Source organism: Rubellimicrobium sp. CFH 75288, assembly GCF_009904055.1.
Taxonomy (GTDB): Bacteria; Pseudomonadota; Alphaproteobacteria; order Rhodobacterales; family Rhodobacteraceae; genus Rubellimicrobium.
In genome coordinates this window covers 64,035-82,615 of sequence record NZ_WYDP01000003.1, presented here as the reverse complement: position 1 = coordinate 82,615, position 18,581 = coordinate 64,035, and the positions used below count along the sequence as shown (strand labels likewise).

Sequence of the window (18,581 nt, the reverse complement as noted above, 5' to 3'; positions counted from 1 at the left end):
CTGCCCTACCGGGCTCGGGGGCATGGCGGCAACCGCTCAGGCTCCGGCCGCGCGGAACTTCGCCATCAGGTAGGGCCCTGACCGGACCGGCGGATCGGTGGAAGCACTGTCGAGGGGCCTGATCTCGGCCTGCCAGTCGGGCTGATGGAAGAAGGCCAGCGAGTCCCGGGGGGGCTGGCCGGGATGGGCAACGACGCGGTGGAGCGTGGACACCCAGCGGCCGGCAGTCCATCGCGCCATCAGGTCCCCGATGTTGACGACCAGGCAGCCCGGCGGCGCGATCACCTCCTCCCATTGTCCGGAGGGCGAGCGGATCTCCAGACCGCGCGATCCCTCTCCGGGCAGAAGGATGGTGAGCGAGCCGTAATCGGTATGCGCGCCCGCGCGCTGCTGGCCGGGCAGGATGGTGTCCGGCGTCGCCGGGTAGTGCAAGGCGCGCAGGGCCGAGATCGGAGCCCGCAGGAAGGGCTCGAAATGGTCCTCCGGCAGGTTCAGGGCGGCTGCCATCGCCCGCATCAGCCGGCGGGCCAGGCCGTCCATGATCCGGTAATAGTTCTCCCAGGCCTCGCGGAAGCCGGCGATCTCCGGCCAGGGCGTCGGCGCATAGCAGAACGCATAGGCGTCAGGGTCCGGGATACCTTCGGGAATGCTGAGCGGTCCGCCGTTGAAGCTTTCCTTGAGGTCCGGGGGCGTCTGCTCTCCGCGCGATCGCGCAAGCGCCTCGCGATCCGGTCCGAGCCACCCATAGGGCTGGCCGGGCGCAGGCGCGACGCGCGCCTTGGCTTCGGGAGGCTGGTCGAAGAAGGATCGCACAGCCTGCCGGACGGCATGGACGGCAGAGGGAGGAACGCCGTGCCCGGACAGGACCAGAAAGCCCGAATCCCGGCAGATGGCGTCGAGTTCGGCCGCGCGCGCGAGGCGCTCGTCCCCATCCGACGCTTCCCACGCGCCCAGGTCCCACCGACGCAGGCCGCTCACGGCAGATCCCTCCAGCCATGCCGCGGTGTGAAGCCCACGAGCCGTGTGGCCTTGTCGTTGCTGTAGAAGGTCTGGAACCCCTCCACGGGTCTGCGGAACGGCACGCCATCATAGAAGCGCCGGGCCAGTTCGGGGCTGTCGAGGCCGACCGAGGTGTCGTCGTTCGAGACGTTGAAGACCTGATAACCCAGGCCGTCCGTCCGCAGGCAGCGCTCCACCATGTGGCCCAGATCCCGGGCATCGATATAGGCGAACACATTGCGCCGCCGCGTCTCCGGATGCTCGCGCCAGCGCTGCGCGAAGCCGAGATACTCGTGCGGCTCGATGACGTTGTTGATGCGCAGGGCGTAGATGTCCGCGCCTGTCCGCGCCTGGAAGGAGCGGGCCGTCACCTCGTTGACGACCTTGGACATCGCATAGCTGTCCTGCGGAACGGTCGGATGGTCCTCGTCCACGGGCAGGTAGGCCGGTTTCACCTCGCCCTGGGCGAAGCAGATTCCATAGGTCGTCTCCGAGGAGGCGAGGACGATCTTGCGGATCCCGAGCTTGGTGGCCGCGTCCAGGACGTTGAAGGTGGAGAGCACGTTGACCCGGTAGATCTCGGATTCCGCTGCAAGGAACATGGACGGCACGGCCGCGAAATGGACCACGGCGTCGTAGGGACGCGGCGTCCGGTCGAGGTCGAGAGCCGAGGCAGGCGAGGCCATGGCGTTGAACACCTGGCCGGCGTCGGTCAGATCGACCCGGAGATCCGGCACACCCTCCTGGCGGAGCGGAACCAGATCGGCGTTGGTGACTTCGATTCCCGCCTCGCGCAGGACCGGAATGGCATGACGGCCCGCCTTGCCGGAACCGCCCGTAAAGAAGACGCGCATGGACCCCCCTCACGGCTCGCGCAGAGGGAGTGAACCCTGCCCCGGCAGGTGTGGCAAGACCTTGCTCCCCGACGGGGTCCGAAAGGCTCCCCGCGCCGCATACCCTCGCCATCTGCGGCAGCGGGAGCGGTTGCGGCATCGGCATCCGCCTGCCATAGTGGTTGGAACAGAGCAGGAACAATAGCCATGCCCGACGATCTTCTCGCCGGCCCCGAGGGGTACGATGCTGCGGCCATCGAGGTGCTGGAGGGGCTCGAGCCCGTTCGCAAACGCCCCGGCATGTATATCGGCGGCACGGACGAGCATGCGCTGCATCACATGGCGGCGGAGATTCTCGACAACTCGATGGACGAGGCGGTGGCCGGTCATGCGACCCGCATCGAGGTCGAGCTGCATGCCGACGGGTCGGTGACGATCCGCGACAACGGACGGGGGATGCCGGTCGATCCGCATCCGAAGTTTCCGGACAAGTCGGCCCTCGAGGTGATCCACTGCACCCTCCATGCCGGCGGCAAGTTCGGAGGCAAGGCTTACGAGACATCCGGCGGGCTGCACGGCGTGGGAGCTTCGGTCGTCAACGCTCTTTCGGACCGCCTGGTGGTGCAGGTGGCCCGCAACCGCGAACTCTTCGAGCAGCGCTTCTCGCGCGGGGTCCCTCTCGGGCCTCTCGAGAAGCTCGGGCCCACATCCAACCGGCGGGGGACGCAAACGACGTTCCACCCGGACCCCGACATCTTCGGTCATGGTCGATTCCGTCCAGCCCGGCTGTTCCGCATGGCGCGATCCAAGGCCTATCTGTTCTCCGGGGTCGAGATCCGGTGGCGCAGCGAGGTGGATGACGGGGAGACGCCCACCGAGGCCACGTTCCGCTTTCCGGGCGGGCTCGCCGACTATCTCACGGAAACGCTGGGTGATGCGGTCACCTGGACCGAGCGTCCCTTTGCGGGCTCGGTCTCGTTTCAGGATCGCTTCGGCGTTCCCGGCAAGGTGGAATGGGCCATCCACTGGACACCGTCGCGCGACGGTTTCCTGCAGAGCTACTGCAACACCATCCCCACACCCGAGGGGGGCACGCATGAAGCGGGCTTCTGGGCTGCCCTTCTCAAGGGTCTGCGGGCTCATGCCGAGCTGGCCCGGTCGCGCAAGGCGGACGCGATCATCCGTGAGGATCTGGCCGGCGGTGCCTGCGCGCTGGTCAGCTGCTTCATCCGAGAGCCCGAATTCGTCGGCCAGACCAAGGATCGCCTCGCGACCCAGGACGCGGCCCGTCTGGTCGAAGGCGCCGTGCGGGACCATTTCGATCACTGGCTTGCCGCCGACCCCAAGGCGGCCGGGGCGATCCTGGACTTCGTCGCCCTGCGCGCGGAGGAGCGTATCCGGCGTCGGCAGGAGAAGGAAACGGCCCGCAAGTCGGCGACCCGCAAACTGCGCCTGCCCGGCAAACTCGTGGACTGCTCGGCCTCGTCGCGCGAGGGCACCGAGATCTTCATCGTCGAGGGCGATTCGGCGGGCGGATCGGCCAAGGCCGCCCGCGATCGCCGGACTCAGGCGCTTCTGCCTCTCCGCGGCAAGATCCTCAACGTTCTCGGAGCGGCCTCATCCAAGCTCGGCTCCAATCAGGAGATCGCCGACCTCGCCCAGGCGCTCGGGGTCGGGCTCGGATCGAAGTTCAACATCGAGGATTTGCGCTACGAGAAGGTCATCATCATGACCGATGCCGATGTGGACGGCGCCCATATCGCCTCGTTGCTGATGACGTTCTTCTTCGCGCAGATGCGTCCGCTGATCGAACGCGGGCACCTCTATCTTGCCTGCCCGCCGCTGTATCGGCTCACTCAGGGGTCGCATCGGCGCTATGTGGCCAGCGATGCCGAGAAGGACGCTTGGCTGGCCCGGGGGCTCGGAGGCAAGGGCCGCGTGGAGGTGCAGCGGTTCAAGGGCCTGGGCGAGATGGATGCCAAGGACCTCAAGGACACGACCATGGACCCAGCGACCCGTCGTCTCATCCGTGTCACGCTGGCCGACGAGGAGCCGGGCGAGACCGAGGACCTCGTCGAACGCCTCATGGGCAAGAAGCCGGAGCAGCGGTTCCGCTTCATCCAGGAGAATGCCCGCTTTGCCGAAGAACTGGATGTCTGAGGCCCTGACGCGGGCGTGACTTGAACCGCAAGCGGCAGCGTGCCCCTGTCGAACCATGCGATTCGCGGCCTTCCTCGTCCTCGTCCTTCTGGCGGCCTGCGGGCGGCCCCTGACGCCGAACGAACGTTCCTTCCTCGGCACCCTTCATGGCGAGACCCTGCGGATGGACCATGTCCGGCTGCATCATGGGCTCGCGCTGGGGGCGCCCCGAACGGTTCCCGCGCCGCCGCGCACCACCTGCCAGTCGAAGATCTTTCCGCCCCCGGCCGGACCGACCATCCGCGTCAACACGGGCGCCATGGCGATGTGGGAGGATGTTCACCTGCGCAGCGACCTCTACCGGGAGGACATGCTCGAGGGATGGCCACAGGCGATCCCTCTCGCCGACGCCATGCTGCTGGCCCACGAGATGGTCCATGTCTGGCAGTGGCAGAACCGGCACATCACCGGCTATCATCCGCTGCGCGCGGCACGCGAACATGTCGGGCGCGCCGATCCCTACATGTTCGACCTGAACACTTCGGCCGATTTCCTCGAATACGGCTTCGAGCAGCAGGGGTCCATCATGGAGGAATATGTCTGCTGCCGCACGCTCGCGCCCGAGGCGCCCCGCACGAAGCGCCTGCATGACCTGCTCGCGCCCTACTTCCCGCTGGCTCCGCTTTCGGAGAGCGGGCCCGAATGGGTGCTGCTGCCTTGGCGGGGGGTCGAGGTCGAAGGCATCTGCGACTGACTGGACGACCGGTCGGTCTCGATGGGACAAGAGGGATCGGGAGGGTCTGCCATGATCCGGGTGATCGCACTGCTGGTCTGCCTCGCCACGCCGGTCGTGGCGCAGGTCGGACGCGATCCGGCGGACGCGATCGGTGCCATCGAACGGGATCTGGACGCCATCCGGGCCATCATCGCCGGGTGGGACGATGCCCCCGAAGGGCCCATTCCCTTCCTGACCGACCGTCGCGACCTCCAGCGCGATCTCGACAGGCGGCTGGACCGGCTGCTCGACCTGGTGCTCGGCAGCCGCTACGGAGAAGCGCGTGACCGGCTCCTCTCGCTGGATCGCGCCGAGGCTGCCTTGCGCGAACGGGCGGCTCAGGCTCGGGTGGAGCGACTGACGGCTGCTCCCGGCAGCGGCGAGCCGACCCTTCTGGACCGGGCCATGGGGCGAATGGCCGCGCCGGGCTCGCAGGACGCCCTCGACCGTGAGATCGCCTCGCTCGAGGACCGGATCGAGCGCATGGACCTCGAGCGGAGCGAACTGATCGACGACTTTCGCCGGCATGTGGAGGCCGAGTGGGGACTGGCGCTCGACGGGCCGGCCGCCGAGGCGCTGCTCTACCGGGCCGATGGGGGAACGCTTCTGGAAGCCGCCACGCTCTTCGCCGCCATCGCCCGGATCGAGGACCGTCTGCGCGAGATCGAGCGCGTGGCCGGGGACGAACGGACGATGCGGCGCTACTATGCCGTGGCTGCCGTCACCCGGCTCATGCTGGTCAGGCTGCACGAGAGGCATCTGGCCGATTATGACACCAGATGGCTGCCCCGTCTGGCGGAGATCGAGGGGCGCAATGCCCGCCTGATCGCCGAAACCGAGGGCGCCCTGCTGGAGACGGAGGCTCCGGCCCGCCGGGCAGCCTTCGAAGGCAACCTCGCCGTCCAGCGGCGCGTGGCCGAGGTGATCGCCGATTACCGGGCCACCCTGGTGGAGAGGCGCGACGAGGTGCGCCGGAGGCTGGCGGTTGCCCAGGCCGATGCGGCCGTCGCGCTCAACACGCTCAAGACCCTCGAAGCCGCCACGGCCCTTTCGGCGGACATCCTGCGGAGCGGCACGGACTGGCAGGTGATCGGCAGCCTTGCGGTGCCGGATCTCGTCCCCCTCGATCCCGACTCCTTCGAGGCGTTCCGGGAAGTGTCCCGGTCGCTATCCCCCGGCGCCTAGTGCTGGATCGATTCGAGATAGTCCGCCAAGGCGAGAAGCCGGACAGGGACCGGCGTACCGACACCCGGCACATCCTCGATGATGACGGTCGGGCCGAGGTCCATCTCTCCGAACTCCGGCATCAGCCGCCCGCTATGGGTGCCTCGGGTATAGCCGTCGATGATGCTCATGACCCGATTGCGCGGAAAGGTGCCGCCGTTGCGCCGGCTGATCTGCGTCAGATCGGGAGGCGCGCGGTCCAGAGCAGCCGCAGCCGCCCCCCCGCCGCGACCGTCGGGGCCATGGCAGGATGCGCAATGCTCCCGAAACAGGGCTGCGCCCGAGGGCTCGGGCTCCTGCTCGACGCAAGCGGCCAGCGCCAGCAGCGCAAGAAGGGGGTGGGGGCGCATGGTCGCTCCTGCTCGTCCCGATGGCGACGTCTTCAGCGGACGCCTTGGAGCCGATCCTGCCAGAGCGGGGAGCGCGCGTCGAGACGGCGACAGGCCGTCGGCGGAAGGGCGCGATCAGCCGGGCACGACCCGGCCCTTCTCCAGCCGGACGACGCGATCCATCCGGGCAGCCAGAGCGAGGTTGTGGGTCGCCACCAGCGCCGCGAGGCCCTCCGATCGCGCCAGATCCATGAGGGCGTCGAACACCCGCTCGGACGTCGCCGGATCCAGATTGCCGGTCGGCTCGTCCGCCAGGAGCAGGCGCGGCCTGTTCGCGAGGGCTCGACAGAAGGCGACCCGCTGCTGCTCTCCCCCCGACAGGGCGGCGGGGCGATGGTCGGCCCGCGCGAAGACACCAACCCGCTCGAGCAGGTCCCGCGTCCGCGCATCGGCCTCCGACCGCCGACGGCCGGCGGCGAGCTGCGGCAGGACGACGTTCTCTGCCGCGCTGAACTCCGGCAGGAGGTGGTGGAACTGATAGACGAAGCCGATCCGGTCGCGACGGGCAAGCGTCCTCCTGCGGTCGCCCTCGTGCGTCATGTCCTCCCCCTCCAGAAGGACTTGCCCCTCATCCGGGGCATCGAGGAGGCCGGCGATGTGCAGGAGGGTGGACTTCCCCGCCCCCGAGGGGGCGACCAGCGCCACGACCTCGCCCCGGATCAGCGACAGATCGACCCCGCGCAGCACCTCGACGGCGTTGGACCGGCCGGGATTGTAGGTCTTGCGCACCTCCCGCAGGCGGAGGACCTCACTCATAGCGCAGGGCCTCGACCGGGTTCATCCGCGCCGCCCGTCTGGCCGGAAACAGCGTCACCACCCAGCTCAGAAACAGCGACAACGCCACGGCGGACAGGACGTCCTGGAGACGCAGCTGGGCCGGAAGCCGATAAAGGCCCCGGATCGAGGGGTCCCAGACGCCGCCGCCGGCGAGCCAGTTCACGGCCGAGAAGATCGGGTCGATCCAGATCGCGAAGGCGCAGCCGAGGATCACGCCCAGAAGGGTTCCCGCCGTTCCGATGGATGCCCCCACCAGAAAGAACACGCGCAGGACGGCCCCCTCGGTCAGTCCCATCGTCCGCAGGATGCCGATGTCGCGGCCCTTGTTCTTCACCAGCATGATGAGGCCGGAGATGATGTTCATGGAGGCGATCAGCACGAGGACCGAGAGGATCACGAACATCACGTTGTCCTCCACCGTGAGGGCCTGAAGGAAGGCGCCGGACGCGTCCTTCCAGGTCCAGGCGAAGAAACCGGGCCCCGCGGCTTCGAGGATGGCGGGCACCAGCGTCTCGACCCGGTCGGGGTCCGCGACGATCACCTCGATCTCGTCGGCCACGCCGTCGCGGTTGAAGAAGACCTGCGCTTCCGCCAGCGGCAGGTAGGCGCGGGTCCTGTCGATGTCGTATCGGCCGGCCGTGAAGATGTAGGTCACGTCATAGGCCGACACGCGCGGCGACACGCCGAGCGGGGTGCGGGCGCCTTCGGGCGAGATGATGCGCACCCGGTCGCCGACGCCAAGGCCGAGTTCGCGCGCGATGCCCGAGCCGATGGCGATGCCGGCCGGGAAGTCCTGGATGGACCCTTCCGCTTCGACGGGCTCGGCAATCCGGCGGATGGCGGAGAGGTCGTCCGGTGCGATCCCCAGGACCTCGATGCCGGCGTTGCGGCCCTCGAAGGTCGCCATGACCTGACCGCGCACGAGCGGCGCGGCGCGCTCCACCCCCGGAACGGCCGCGATCCGGGCGGCGAGGGATTCCGCATCCCCGATCGTGCGCACCTCCTGCCCGCCGGGTCCCAGCCGTGGGACGGCATGGATGGTCACATGGGCGTTGGCGCCGAGGATCGTGTCCACGAACTCGGTACGAAACCCCGACCGCACGGCCAGCGTGGCGATCAGCGCGAACACGGCCAGCGTCACACCGACCAGGCTGATCCAGGTCATGACGGACACACCACCTTCGGCCCGCCTGGCGCGCAGGTAGCGCCACGCGATCATCCGTTCATGGGCGGCAAAGGGTCTGGTTCGGCTGGCCATGGGGCTCCTTCCGGGTCGGCGCGGACCATGGCGGCGGTCCGGCCGGGCGTCAACGCGCGGCCGATGACGCCCGCGGCACCGACGCGCCTACCAGTGACTGCCCGCCGACTGCCAGACCTCCACCCCGAGGCCTGCCGCGGCCGCCCGGCCCTGGGCTGCCCAGACGAGACCCCGCCTCAGCATCTCGCGGACCGGACCGGCTTCGAGGACCCGTGCCTTGTGTCCCAGCGCGTTGTAGTACACCCGTCCGTGTCCCCAGTGTCGCGTCCAGGCTGCCGGAACGGCGGCGGGACCATTGGCGGCATGATACCAGGATACCGTGGGAAAGTCCGTCCAGGCCAGGACCCGGTTGGCGGGGTCCACGTGCAGGTAGTACTGTTCGGTCTCGACCTCGAAATCGCCGATCCCGGCCGTCAGGTCGTGATCCGGGTCGAGCCGCAGGCGGAAGCGCACGCCGTCACCGCCCGGATGCGCGACCCAGTTGCCGCCGGTGATGAACTGCCACAGCGGATTGCCGCGGAACGCATCGCACATGCCGCCGTGGCAGCCGGCCAGTCCCGTGCCGCGGGCGACCGCCTCGGAGACGTTCTCGGCCCGCTCGCGCGACAGTTCGGCCATCGTCCAGACCGGCACGATCAGATCGAGCGACCGGAGCCCTTCGGCATCGTCGAAGGCATCGAGGCTGTCGGTCACGACGACACCGATCCCCTCGTCCTCGAGGATCGAACGCAGGAGAGCCGCGACCCGGTCGGGCTCGTGGCCCTCCCATCCTCCCCATGTGACGAGCGCGCGCATGTCTCTCCCTCTCCGCCCCGAGGGGCCTCGCCCGATCCTCGCCCGGAGGAGCCGCGGCGGCAACCCGGATGCCGTCCCGCCGGCTGTCTGCGCCCGCGATCCGGGACGAACGGGACGCACGCGACGTCAGGAACCGGCGTAGATCTCGGCCACGCGGGCGACCGCCGCCTCGGGGGACATCTCCTCGCTGTCCCCGGTGCGACGCGACGTGAGTTCGACCTTGCCGCCAGCCAGCCCGCGCGGACCGACGGTGATGCGCCAAGGCAGGCCGATCAGATCCATCGTGGCGAACTTCTCGCCCGCGCGCGCGTCCCGGTCGTCGTAGAGCGGTTCGAGACCCCGCTCGCGCAGGAGTCCGTAGATGGTCTCGCAGGCCGCGTCGGCCGCCGCATCGCCCGGCTTGAGATTGACGATCGCCGCATGGAAGGGCGTGACCCCTTCCGGCCAGATGATCCCCCTGTCGTCGTGGCTGGCCTCGATGATGGCACCGAGAAGGCGCGAGACTCCGATCCCGTGGCTGCCCATGTGGACGGCCACCCGTTCGCCGGCGGCGTTGGTGATCGTCGCACCCATCGGAGCCGAGTACTTGGTGCCGAAATAGAAGATCTGTCCGACCTCGATCCCGCGTCCGACCTTACGCTGCGTCTCGGGGATCGCGGCGAACAGGGCCGGATCGTGGGTCTCGTCCGTGCGGGCATAGAGCCGCGTGAACTCGGCGCAGATCTCGGCCACGGCCGCCCGGTCGTCGTAGTCGATCTGCCGGTTCCCGAGCCGCAGCGTCGTCACGGCCTCATCGTAGAACACCTCCGATTCGCCGGTCGGAGCGAGAACGAGGAACTCGTGCGTGTCGTCCCCGCCGATCGGTCCGGATGCGGCCCGCATGGGGATGGCGGTCAGGCCCATCCGCTCGTAGGTGCGCAGGTAGCTCACCATGTGGCGGTTGTAGGCGTGCATGGCCGCCTCGCGGTCCACGTCGAACGTGTAGCCGTCCTTCATCAGGAACTCGCGGCCGCGCATGACTCCGAAGCGCGGACGCAGCTCGTCGCGGAACTTCCACTGGATGTGGTAGAGCGTCAGCGGCAGGTCCCGGTAGCTCGCCACGTGGCTGCGGAAGATGTCGGTGATCATCTCCTCGTTGGTGGGGCCATAGAGCATCTCCCGGTCCTGCCGGTCCCGGATGCGGAGCATCTCCTGCCCGTAATCGTCGTAGCGCCCCGACTCGCGCCAGAGGTCGGCAGGCTGGAGCGTGGGCATCAGCAGCGGGATGTGACCCGCACGCTGCTGCTCCTCGTGAACGATGGTCTCGACCCGGCGGAGGACCTTGTAGCCGAGCGGCAGCCAGGAATAGATGCCCGCCGCCTGCTGCTTGATCATCCCGGCCCGCAGCATCAGCCGGTGCGAGACGATCTGGGCTTCGGCAGGGTTCTCCTTGAGCACGGGCAGAAAATAGCGGGACAGGCGCATGGGCATTCCTCGTGGCAGTCCCGCCGGCTGTTAGGCCAAGCCTCCCGGGCCGACAAGCGGCGATGCTCGCGTGACGCTTGCGTGCTTCGGGACCGCAGGGGATACGATGCACCGTCGGAAGAGGGCAGCCATGGCGGTCTCGGTCGAGCGGCAGGCACGGATCTGGGGCGTCGCCGCGCTGGTCTTCCTCGTGCTGCTGTGGCTGCTGGGCGATGTCATCATGCCCTTCCTCCTCGGGGGCGCGCTGGCCTATGTCCTCGATCCCCTGGCGGACCGGCTGGTTCGGCTCGGCCTCCGGCGGGTCTGGGCGGTCGCCCTCATCACCTTGGGGGCCCTCCTCGCGATCATGGCGGTCGTCCTTCTGGTGATCCCGGTCCTGGTCAACCAGGCCACGGCCCTGTTCCGCATCGCTCCTGTCCTCATCGCCCAGGCCACCGGCTGGCTGACCGAGCGCTTTCCAGACCTTCTGGTGGAGACCAGTCCGATCCGGCAGCAGCTGGCCGATCTGGGTCTCGCCCTGCAGGCCCGGGGACTCGAGTTCCTGAACACGCTCCTGTCGGGCGCGATGGGGCTGCTCAACTGGGTCTTCGTCATCATCGTGGTGCCCGTGGTGACGTTCTACATGCTGCTCGACTGGGACCGCATGGTGGAGCGCATCGACGACCTCCTGCCGCGCGAGCACGCGCCCACCATCAGGATGCTGGCGCGCGAAAGCGATGCGACCCTGGCAGCCTTCATCCGGGGACAGGCGCTGGTCTGCCTGATCCTGGGCAGCTATTATGCCCTGGCGCTCGCCGCCGTGGGTCTGAGCTTCGGTCTGGTCGTGGGCGCGATCGCCGGGGCGCTGACCTTCATCCCCTATGTCGGCGCGCTGGTGGGTGGTCTGCTGGCCATCGGCCTTGCGCTGTTCCAGTTCTGGGGCGACTGGCCCTGGATCATCCTGGTCGCCGTCATCTTCCAGCTCGGACAGATCGTCGAAGGCAACTTCCTGACGCCGAAGCTGGTCGGCGATCGCGTCGGCGTGCATCCGGTCTGGCTGATCTTTGCCCTGGCCGCCTTCGGCGCCCTGTTCGGGTTCGTGGGCGTGCTGGTGGCCGTGCCCGTCTCGGCCGTGATCGGCGTTCTCGTCCGCTTCGCACTTGCGAAATACAAGACAAGCCCGCTCTATCTCGGGACGCCGCCGCCCCCTCCGTGAGACGATCGCGATGAGTTCCCTTCCATGACCGGCGAGCAGCTCTCCCTGCTCGATGACACCTGGCCCGCTGCGCCAAGAAGCGGTACACGGCGCGGGACTCCCCCAGCTCTTGATGCCGAGCAGCTCACCTTCGACTGGAGCCTTCCGGTTGCGCTGGGACCGGAATCCTTCTTCGTGTCCGAGTCGAACGCGGATGCCCATGCGATGATCACCGGGGGCCTGCGCTGGCCAGAGGGTCGGCTGCTCCTCGTGGGACCGGAGGGAGCCGGCAAGTCGCATCTTGTCCGGATCTGGCAGACCCAGACCGGAGCTGTCCGCCTCGCCGCCCGGGACCTGTCCGCAGCACCCGCCCTGCCCGAGCCCGGCGCCGCCGTGGCGGTGGAGGACATGGAGGCCCTGCCGGCCGCGGCCGAGCAGGCCATGTTCCATCTCCACAACTACCTGCTTCAGACCGGCGGGCGCCTGCTGATGACGGCGGATCGTCCCGCCGCCCAGTGGCGGATCGGCCTGTCCGATCTCGCAAGCCGGATGCAGGCGGCGCATGTGGTCCGGATCGGCCCCCCCGACGATGCCCTGCTTGCCGCCCTTCTGGCCAAGCACTTTGCCGACCGGGGCATCTTTCCCCATCCCGACGTCATGGCCTTTCTCGTGCGTCGCATCGAACGGTCCCACGCCGCCGCGGCTGCCGCCGTTGCCCTGCTCGACCGGGCGAGCCTCGCGGAAGGCTGTCGCGTCACGCTGGCTCTCGCGCGCCGAATCGTGGACAGCGGAGAGACCCCCGGGCCATAGAGGCTCCGAACCGTTCGCTCTGGAATCGATGTCATCAGCAGACTTCCTTCGCGCCGATTTCCCCCCGGCCCATCCCGGCGAGGGCGATCTGGACGGGCCGGAGCGGTTCCTGAACCGCGAGCTGAGCTGGCTGGGCTTCAACTGGCGCGTCCTGGAGGAGGCCCAGAACCCCCGTGTTCCCCTTCTGGAGCGGCTGCGCTTTCTGTCCATCTCGGCCACGAACCTCGACGAGTTCTACTCCGTCCGGGTGGCGGGACTGCGCCAGCTGGCCCGGGCCGGCAACACGACCCTGTCACCGGACGGCCTCACGCCCGCGCAGCAGCTGGTTCGCATCGACCAGGAAGCGCGCCGGCTCATCGTGGCCCAGCAGGATGTCTTTGTCGCCCTCAGGGCCGAGATGGCCGAGCACGGGATCGTCATCCTCGGCCGCTCGGACGTTCTGGAGGAGGATCGCGCCGCGCTCGAGGAGCATTTCCTGTCGCGCGTCTTTCCCGTCCTGTCGCCGCTCGCCATCGACCCGGCCCATCCGTTCCCGTTCATCCCGAACGAAGGCTTCGCGCTCGCCCTCGCGCTGGATCGTGTCGCGGACCGGCGGGGTCTGCGGGCGCTCCTGCCGGTCCCCTCCCAGGTGGAGCGCTTCGTCCCCCTGCCGGACCATGGCGCGGTGCGGCGCTTCCTTCCGCTCGAGGATCTGCTGCTGCTCCATCTCGACCGCCTCTTTCCGGGCTATCGCGTCACCGGCTCCTGCGCGTTCCGTGTCCTGCGCGACAGCGACATCGAGGTGGAGGACGAGGCCGAGGATCTGGTCCGGGAGTTCGAGACCGCCCTCAAGCGAAGGCGGCGCGGCGAGGTCGTCCGCCTCAAGATCACGGCCGGAGCCCCGCCGTCGCTGCGGACCCTCATCATGGACAATCTCCATGTCGAGCCCCACGAGGTGGTCGAGGTGGACCGGATGATCGGCATCGCCGCCCTGCGGGAACTGGTGCTCGAATCGCGGCCGGACCTCCTGTGGCCCGCCTTTACCCCGCGCGTGCCTGAGCGCGTGCAGGACCACGGGGGCGACATCTTCGCCGCCATCCGGCAGAAGGACATGCTGCTCCACCACCCCTACGAGAGCTTCGACACGGTGGTGCGCTTTCTGGAGCAGGCCGCGCGCGATCCGGACGTGGTGGCGATCAAGCAGACCCTCTATCGCACCTCCCGCAACTCCCCGATCGTGGACGCTCTGTGCGAGGCTGCCGAGGACGGCAAGTCCGTCACCGCCCTCGTCGAACTCAAGGCGCGCTTCGACGAGGCGGCCAACATCCGCCAGTCGCGCCGGCTGGAGCGCGCCGGCGCGCATGTCGTCTATGGCTTCGTGGGCCTCAAGACCCATGCCAAGGTCAGCGTGGTGGTGAGACGGGAAGGCGGCCAGCTGGTGACCTACACGCATTTCGGAACCGGCAACTACCATCCGATCACGGCGCGGATCTACACGGACCTTTCGCTGTTTTCCGTCGATCCGCGTCTGGGCCGCGACGCGACCAAGCTGTTCAACTATGTCGGCGGCTATGCCCATCCGGAGGGCATGGAGAACCTCGCCGTGTCGCCGCTGACCCTCAAGGCACGGCTGCTCGACCTGATCGCGGCGGAAGCCGATCACGCCCGGGCCGGTCGTCCGGCGGCCATCTGGGCCAAGATGAACTCCCTCATCGAGGAGGATCTGATCGACGCGCTCTATGCCGCCTCGCGCGCCGGCGTGAAGATCAGCCTGGTGGTGCGGGGGATCTGCGGCCTGCGCGCGGGGGTGGAGGGCCTGAGCGAGAACATCCGCGTCAAGTCCATCGTCGGCCGCTTTCTGGAACATTCACGCATCGTCTGCTTCGGGAACGGTCATGGGCTGCCGGCCCGGCGGGCCCGCGTGTTTCTGAGTTCGGCAGACTGGATGGGCCGCAACATGGATCGACGGGTGGAGACGCTGGTGGAGGCGACCAACCCCACGGTCAAGGCGCAGATCGTCGACCAGATCATGGCCGCGAACCTGGCCGATGTCGCACAATCCTGGGTGATGGGTCCCGAAGGCCGCTTCGTCCGTCCCCCCGAAGCTGCGGCGGAGGGCGCCTTCTCCTGTCACAGGTTCTTCATGGAAAACCCGTCCCTGTCGGGGCGGGGCTCCCGCGGCGCCTCCGATGTCCGCACCCTCACGATGGAAGGACGTTGACGCGGTGCCGCCCCGCTCCACTTCCCGTGCAGGACGACGTCAGGACCGCTCCCTGCGCATGCAAGCCGAGGACGAACCCGTGATCGCCGACCGCCTTCTCGCCGCCCAGCGTGGCGTTCCCTTTCCTGCCTTCCCCGCGGCGCAGCTTCCCGGATCGGGAACCCTCCATGTCGGTGTGGTGGATGTGGGCTCCAACTCCGTGCGGTTCGTCGTGTTCGACGGCGCGCCGCGCAGCCCCGCCTATTTCTACAACGAGAAGGTGATGTGCGCCCTGGGCGCCGGTCTCTCGGAGACGGGGCGCCTCAATCCCAAGGGCCGGCGGCGCGCCATCGATGCGCTGTGCCGGTTCGCGGCCCTGGCGCGCGGCATGGACCTGCCGCCGCTCCTCGCGGTAGCCACGGCCGCCGTGCGGGAGGCGGAGGATGGCTCCGAATTCGTGGAGGAGGTCGAGGCGAAGACCGGTCTGCGCCTCCAGGTGATCCCGGGCGACGAGGAGGCCCGCCTGTCGGCCCAGGGCGTGCTGCTGGGCTGGCCGGGCTCGTTCGGGCTGGTGTGCGACATCGGCGGCGCGTCCATGGAACTGGCGGATCTCGCCCAGGGACGGGTCGGCCGGCGCGTCACCTCGCCGCTCGGAGGGCTGAAGCTGCGGGAGGTGCCGGGCGGTCCCAAGGGCCTGCGCGCGCACATCGCCTCCCACGTCGCCCGGCTTCACGACGAGATGGGCAACGAGACGGGCATGCGCCTGTTCCTGGTCGGCGGCTCGTGGCGAGCCATTGCCCGGATCGACATGGAACGCCGGCAATGGCCGCTCACCGTCCTGCACGAATACCGCATGAATGCCGAGGCCGTCGAAGCCACGCGCGCCTTCATCGGAGCAAGCGAGCCCGGCCCGCTCCGCGCGCGCCTCAACCTGTCAGCCGACCGCATGGAACTGGTGCCGGTCGCCATCGAGGTCCTGTCCGAACTCGTCCGCGTGTTTCGGCCCAAGGACATCGCCATCTCCTCCTACGGGCTGCGCGAGGGTCTGCTGTTCGAGCAAATGCCGCCGTCGCTCCGCGAGCGCGACCCGCTTCTGGAGGCCTGCCGTTACCAGGAGGCACGAGACGCGCGCCTGCCGGGCTTTGGCCGGGTCCTCTACGACTTCGTCCAGCCGCTCTTTCCGGACGCGGACTGGCAGCGCAAGCGAATCATCCAGGCCGCCTGCCTGCTGCATGACGTCAACTGGCGGGCGCATCCCGATTACCGGGCGGAAACCTGCGTGGACACGGCGACCCGCGCCAATCTCGGAGGGATCAAGCACGAGGAGCGGGTGTTCATGGGCCTTGCCCTTCTCTACCGCTATTCCAGCCGCAGCGAAGGGACCCGCTTCGATGCCCTCTTCAAGCTTCTCTCGGCCGAGGACGCGCTCCAGGCCGAGATCCTCGGCCGTGCGATGAGACTGGGGGCGATGCTCTGGCTCGGCGCGCACGACGCCCCCGGCGCCTTCCGGTGGCGTCCCGACAAGCGTCAGCTCGAACTGACCATCGAAGCACGAGCGCGCCCGCTCTTCGGCGAGGTCGCGCAATCCCGCCTGGCAGCCCTCGCCCAGACGATGAACGCCACCCCGAAGGTGAAGTTCGCCGAATAGTCAGAGATCGACGCCGTCCGCTTCGGGTGCTGGCTCGGTTCGAGGCGGTGTGAAGGGCGGCGCGTCGGGGCGCCGACGGATCACGATGTCGCCCTCCGGCGTGAGGATCGGCGACTCGTAGTTCTCGATGGAGTCGATCTGCCGAAACACCTCCACCAGAGCGGGACCCATCTCCCGGGCCAGCATGCGGAAGACGGGGAGCATCTCCTCGGTGATGCCCGCCAGGCCTTCGGACCATTGCTCCACCTCGCCGCGCAACTCGTCGGCAAAGCCCCGCAGACCGTCCACGCCCCGCTCGAACAAGCCCGATCCCGTGCCCCCCTCTTCGGGAGACGCCTGCTGGGCCGAGACCGGAGCGGCAAGCAACAGGGCAGCAACAACACCGGCAATCGCTTTCATGCGCGGGATATGGGTTGCCCGGACGCGGGCTCAAGGCCCGAGGCGGAGATCCACCGTCACCGGGAAGTGATCGGAGGCGTCCAGCAGCGCCCGTCGCAACACGAGATCCCGCCAGCATCCTTCGTCATCGAACGGATGCCAGATGCGCCATCGCGGCTCGCAGGCCAGCAGGTCGGGAGAGACCATGACGAAGTCGAGCAGAGCCGAGAACCAGCGCCTGTCCGGTGCGCGGAACCGCGCCGTGGCGGGCGCCGCCGCGCCGTGCCGCCCTCGCGCCGCGACGGCATGCGGATCGACGAGACGTGGGCCCTTTCCTTCGCTCAGAACGATCTCCACTCCCGACCGGCCGAACCGCGCCTCGAACGTGTCGAGCCCCGGCCCGTCGTTGAAGTCGCCCATGACGACCAGCGGTTCGGCGCGGGTCAGATGCGCCTCGATCCGGGCCCGCAGCCAGAGGCACTGGGCCAGCTGCTTGCGCCGGTTCTCGACGGCAAGGTGTTCGGCGTGATCGGGATTGCGGGCGTTGTAGGCGTTCTTGGACTTGGCATGGACCCCGATGACGCGCAGCGCGGTTCCGTCCCCGAGGCGCAGGGCGACCTCGAGCGGCGGCTTGGCCCAGGTGACGGCGCGGCGCGCACCATCGAGTTCCGCATGGAATGTTCCGTCAAACCGCGGCGCACCCTCCTCGCGCGGATCATGGCGGGCCTCCAGCGCATCGGGATCGTAGAGCAACGCAATCTCCTGCCCCGAATGGCTGGGGAAGCCCATCAGCACCGATCGGGTCCGCAGGCCCGCCTCCCGGGCGAAGGACTCGAGAACCGGGACGCCGTGCCGGCGACGGCGCGCATCGGGGGCCTCCTCGATGATCAGCCCATCCGCATCGAGCGCGCGCAGCACGAGGATGATGGCCTCCGTCTGCTCGCCACAGCTGACCCCTTCGCGGCCGCTACGACCGGCATCCCGTCGCGGACGGCCATACCGATCGAAGAGATGATCGAACCACTGAATGTTCCAGGTTCCGAGCCGGAGCACGATCAGGCGCCGCGGGAGGACAGACGCTCCCACGCCGCGTTGATGGCCACGAGTCGCTTCTCGGCCAGACGGATCGCTTCTTCGGGAACCCCGTGGGCCATCAGCCGATCCGGGTGACATTCCCGGACCAGGCGCCGCCAGGCCGCCCTGGCTTCCTCGAGCGAGGCGTCGTGCGCGATCCCCAGGACGTCGTGGGGGTCGCGTTCGGCATCGGGAACGAACTCCGACCGGATCCGCAGGAAGTCGCGTTCGGGCAGGCCGAAGATCTCGGCCACCCGTCGCAGGAAGGCGTTCTCCTCCGGGTGGTAGTCGCCGTCTGCGACCGCGATGTGGAACAGACCTTCCAGGAGATCGGCGAGCGCCTCGCGTTCCTGTCCGAACATCCGGCCGACCCGGCGCGCATATTCCTCGAAACCGGCCACGTCCTGCCGGGCCAGGTCATAGACCCGCGCGACCGCCTGTTCCTCGCCGGGCGGGATGATGAAGACCTCGCGGAAGGCGGCCACCTCGTTGCGTGTCACCCGGCCGTCCGCCTTGGCGATCTTCGCCCCGAGCGCGATGACCGCAATGGCAAAGCCCACGCTGCGCTCGGGCGGCGTTCGCAGTCGGTCGAACAGGGCCGACAGCATCTCGCCGCGCGCAAGGCGCGACAGGGCCGACAGGACGCGGGACCAGAGCGACATGCG

The 18,581-nt window shown here is 68.8% G+C and carries 17 protein-coding genes; 7 read left to right on the top strand and 10 right to left on the bottom strand.

Annotation, left to right across the window (positions count from 1 at the left end; translation table 11 throughout):
- Positions 1-36: 36 nt before the first annotated feature.
- Positions 37-978 carry an isopenicillin N synthase family oxygenase gene (locus GT358_RS03695; protein ID WP_166581242.1) on the bottom strand — a complete coding sequence of 314 codons (942 nt, stop codon included), beginning with the start codon at positions 976-978 and terminating at the stop codon, positions 37-39.
- Positions 975-1,853, bottom strand: coding sequence for an NAD(P)-dependent oxidoreductase (locus GT358_RS03690; protein WP_166581241.1), 879 nt, complete (start codon positions 1,851-1,853; stop codon positions 975-977). Before GT358_RS03690 ends, GT358_RS03695 begins: the two co-directional genes overlap by 4 nt.
- Positions 1,854-2,039: 186 nt before the next feature.
- On the opposite strand from GT358_RS03690, the gene parE reads away from it, so the two are divergent.
- Genes parE through GT358_RS03675 form a run of 3 tightly spaced genes read left to right on the top strand, consistent with a single transcriptional unit; the run spans position 2,040 to position 5,931 of the window.
- Positions 2,040-3,992, top strand: a complete 1,953-nt coding sequence (parE, locus tag GT358_RS03685) for a DNA topoisomerase IV subunit B (RefSeq protein WP_166581240.1) — start codon at positions 2,040-2,042, stop codon at positions 3,990-3,992.
- A 55-nt stretch (positions 3,993-4,047) separates the two neighbouring features.
- Positions 4,048-4,725 carry a hypothetical protein gene (locus tag GT358_RS03680; RefSeq protein ID WP_166581239.1) on the top strand — a complete coding sequence of 226 codons (678 nt, stop codon included), beginning with the start codon at positions 4,048-4,050 and terminating at the stop codon, positions 4,723-4,725.
- 51 nt (positions 4,726-4,776) lie between these two features.
- On the top strand, positions 4,777-5,931 hold the full coding sequence (locus GT358_RS03675; RefSeq protein WP_166581238.1) for a hypothetical protein: 1,155 nt from the start codon (positions 4,777-4,779) through the stop codon (positions 5,929-5,931).
- Here the strand turns inward: GT358_RS03675 and GT358_RS03670 are convergent.
- The 5 genes from GT358_RS03670 to proS form a co-directional block, all read right to left on the bottom strand.
- Positions 5,928-6,320, bottom strand: a complete 393-nt coding sequence (locus GT358_RS03670; protein ID WP_166581237.1) for a c-type cytochrome — start codon at positions 6,318-6,320, stop codon at positions 5,928-5,930. The two genes, GT358_RS03675 and GT358_RS03670, sit on opposite strands and share 4 nt — an antisense overlap.
- Before the next feature lie 114 nt (positions 6,321-6,434).
- Positions 6,435-7,115 carry an ABC transporter ATP-binding protein gene (locus GT358_RS03665; protein WP_166581236.1) on the bottom strand — a complete coding sequence of 227 codons (681 nt, stop codon included), beginning with the start codon at positions 7,113-7,115 and terminating at the stop codon, positions 6,435-6,437.
- Positions 7,108-8,394 carry a lipoprotein-releasing ABC transporter permease subunit gene (locus GT358_RS03660; RefSeq protein WP_166581235.1) on the bottom strand — a complete coding sequence of 429 codons (1,287 nt, stop codon included), beginning with the start codon at positions 8,392-8,394 and terminating at the stop codon, positions 7,108-7,110. The genes GT358_RS03665 and GT358_RS03660 overlap by 8 nt, the downstream gene beginning before the upstream one ends.
- An 87-nt stretch (positions 8,395-8,481) precedes the next feature.
- Positions 8,482-9,189, bottom strand: a complete 708-nt coding sequence (locus GT358_RS03655) for a ThuA domain-containing protein (protein WP_166581234.1) — start codon at positions 9,187-9,189, stop codon at positions 8,482-8,484.
- 126 nt (positions 9,190-9,315) lie between these two features.
- Positions 9,316-10,653 (bottom strand): proline--tRNA ligase, encoded by a 1,338-nt coding sequence (proS, locus tag GT358_RS03650; RefSeq protein WP_166581233.1) that lies wholly within the window; start codon positions 10,651-10,653, stop codon positions 9,316-9,318.
- A gap of 130 nt (positions 10,654-10,783) precedes the next feature.
- Between proS and GT358_RS03645 the strand changes: the two genes are divergently transcribed.
- From GT358_RS03645 to GT358_RS03630, 4 genes are read left to right on the top strand one after another with little or no spacing between them, the layout of a single operon-like run.
- Positions 10,784-11,848, top strand: coding sequence for an AI-2E family transporter (locus tag GT358_RS03645; protein WP_166581232.1), 1,065 nt, complete (start codon positions 10,784-10,786; stop codon positions 11,846-11,848).
- Between the two features lie 24 nt (positions 11,849-11,872).
- Positions 11,873-12,637: a DnaA ATPase domain-containing protein gene (locus tag GT358_RS03640; protein ID WP_166581231.1), complete on the top strand. Its 765-nt coding sequence runs from the start codon at positions 11,873-11,875 to the stop codon at positions 12,635-12,637.
- A gap of 28 nt (positions 12,638-12,665) precedes the next feature.
- Entirely contained in the window at positions 12,666-14,837 is a 2,172-nt protein-coding gene (locus GT358_RS03635; RefSeq protein ID WP_166581230.1) for an RNA degradosome polyphosphate kinase, read from the top strand.
- Between the two features lie 58 nt (positions 14,838-14,895).
- Positions 14,896-16,464 carry a Ppx/GppA family phosphatase gene (locus tag GT358_RS03630; RefSeq protein ID WP_166581229.1) on the top strand — a complete coding sequence of 523 codons (1,569 nt, stop codon included), beginning with the start codon at positions 14,896-14,898 and terminating at the stop codon, positions 16,462-16,464.
- Here GT358_RS03630 and GT358_RS03625 read toward each other — a convergent pair whose 3' ends face one another.
- The 3 genes from GT358_RS03625 to GT358_RS03615 all read right to left on the bottom strand — a co-directional run bounded on the left by GT358_RS03625 (position 16,465) and on the right by GT358_RS03615 (position 18,578).
- Complete coding sequence (locus GT358_RS03625) at positions 16,465-16,767, bottom strand: hypothetical protein (RefSeq protein WP_166581228.1); 303 nt, start codon at positions 16,765-16,767, stop codon at positions 16,465-16,467.
- 126 nt (positions 16,768-16,893) lie between these two features.
- On the bottom strand, positions 16,894-17,895 hold the full coding sequence (locus tag GT358_RS03620) for an endonuclease/exonuclease/phosphatase family protein (RefSeq protein ID WP_166581227.1): 1,002 nt from the start codon (positions 17,893-17,895) through the stop codon (positions 16,894-16,896).
- A gap of 2 nt (positions 17,896-17,897) precedes the next feature.
- Positions 17,898-18,578, bottom strand: a complete 681-nt coding sequence (locus GT358_RS03615; RefSeq protein WP_166581226.1) for a molecular chaperone DjiA — start codon at positions 18,576-18,578, stop codon at positions 17,898-17,900.
- Positions 18,579-18,581: the final 3 nt, after the last annotated feature.

What these genes read in the sequence shown, in the direction of transcription:
- GT358_RS03675 (WP_166581238.1), top strand. Translation starts at nt 4,777, where the DNA reads ATGATCCGGGTGATCGCACTGCTGGTCTGCCTCGCCACGCCGGTCGTG.
- GT358_RS03690 (WP_166581241.1), bottom strand. Translation starts at nt 1,853, where the DNA reads ATGCGCGTCTTCTTTACGGGCGGTTCCGGCAAGGCGGGCCGTCATGCC.
- GT358_RS03630 (WP_166581229.1), top strand. Translation starts at nt 14,896, where the DNA reads ATGCAAGCCGAGGACGAACCCGTGATCGCCGACCGCCTTCTCGCCGCC.
- GT358_RS03640 (WP_166581231.1), top strand. Translation starts at nt 11,873, where the DNA reads ATGACCGGCGAGCAGCTCTCCCTGCTCGATGACACCTGGCCCGCTGCG.
- GT358_RS03665 (WP_166581236.1), bottom strand. Translation starts at nt 7,115, where the DNA reads ATGAGTGAGGTCCTCCGCCTGCGGGAGGTGCGCAAGACCTACAATCCC.
- GT358_RS03660 (WP_166581235.1), bottom strand. Translation starts at nt 8,394, where the DNA reads ATGGCCAGCCGAACCAGACCCTTTGCCGCCCATGAACGGATGATCGCG.
- proS (WP_166581233.1), bottom strand. Translation starts at nt 10,653, where the DNA reads ATGCGCCTGTCCCGCTATTTTCTGCCCGTGCTCAAGGAGAACCCTGCC.
- GT358_RS03635 (WP_166581230.1), top strand. Translation starts at nt 12,666, where the DNA reads ATGTCATCAGCAGACTTCCTTCGCGCCGATTTCCCCCCGGCCCATCCC.
- GT358_RS03615 (WP_166581226.1), bottom strand. Translation starts at nt 18,578, where the DNA reads ATGTCGCTCTGGTCCCGCGTCCTGTCGGCCCTGTCGCGCCTTGCGCGC.
- GT358_RS03655 (WP_166581234.1), bottom strand. Translation starts at nt 9,189, where the DNA reads ATGCGCGCGCTCGTCACATGGGGAGGATGGGAGGGCCACGAGCCCGAC.
- parE (WP_166581240.1), top strand. Translation starts at nt 2,040, where the DNA reads ATGCCCGACGATCTTCTCGCCGGCCCCGAGGGGTACGATGCTGCGGCC.
- GT358_RS03670 (WP_166581237.1), bottom strand. Translation starts at nt 6,320, where the DNA reads ATGCGCCCCCACCCCCTTCTTGCGCTGCTGGCGCTGGCCGCTTGCGTC.
- GT358_RS03680 (WP_166581239.1), top strand. Translation starts at nt 4,048, where the DNA reads ATGCGATTCGCGGCCTTCCTCGTCCTCGTCCTTCTGGCGGCCTGCGGG.
- GT358_RS03645 (WP_166581232.1), top strand. Translation starts at nt 10,784, where the DNA reads ATGGCGGTCTCGGTCGAGCGGCAGGCACGGATCTGGGGCGTCGCCGCG.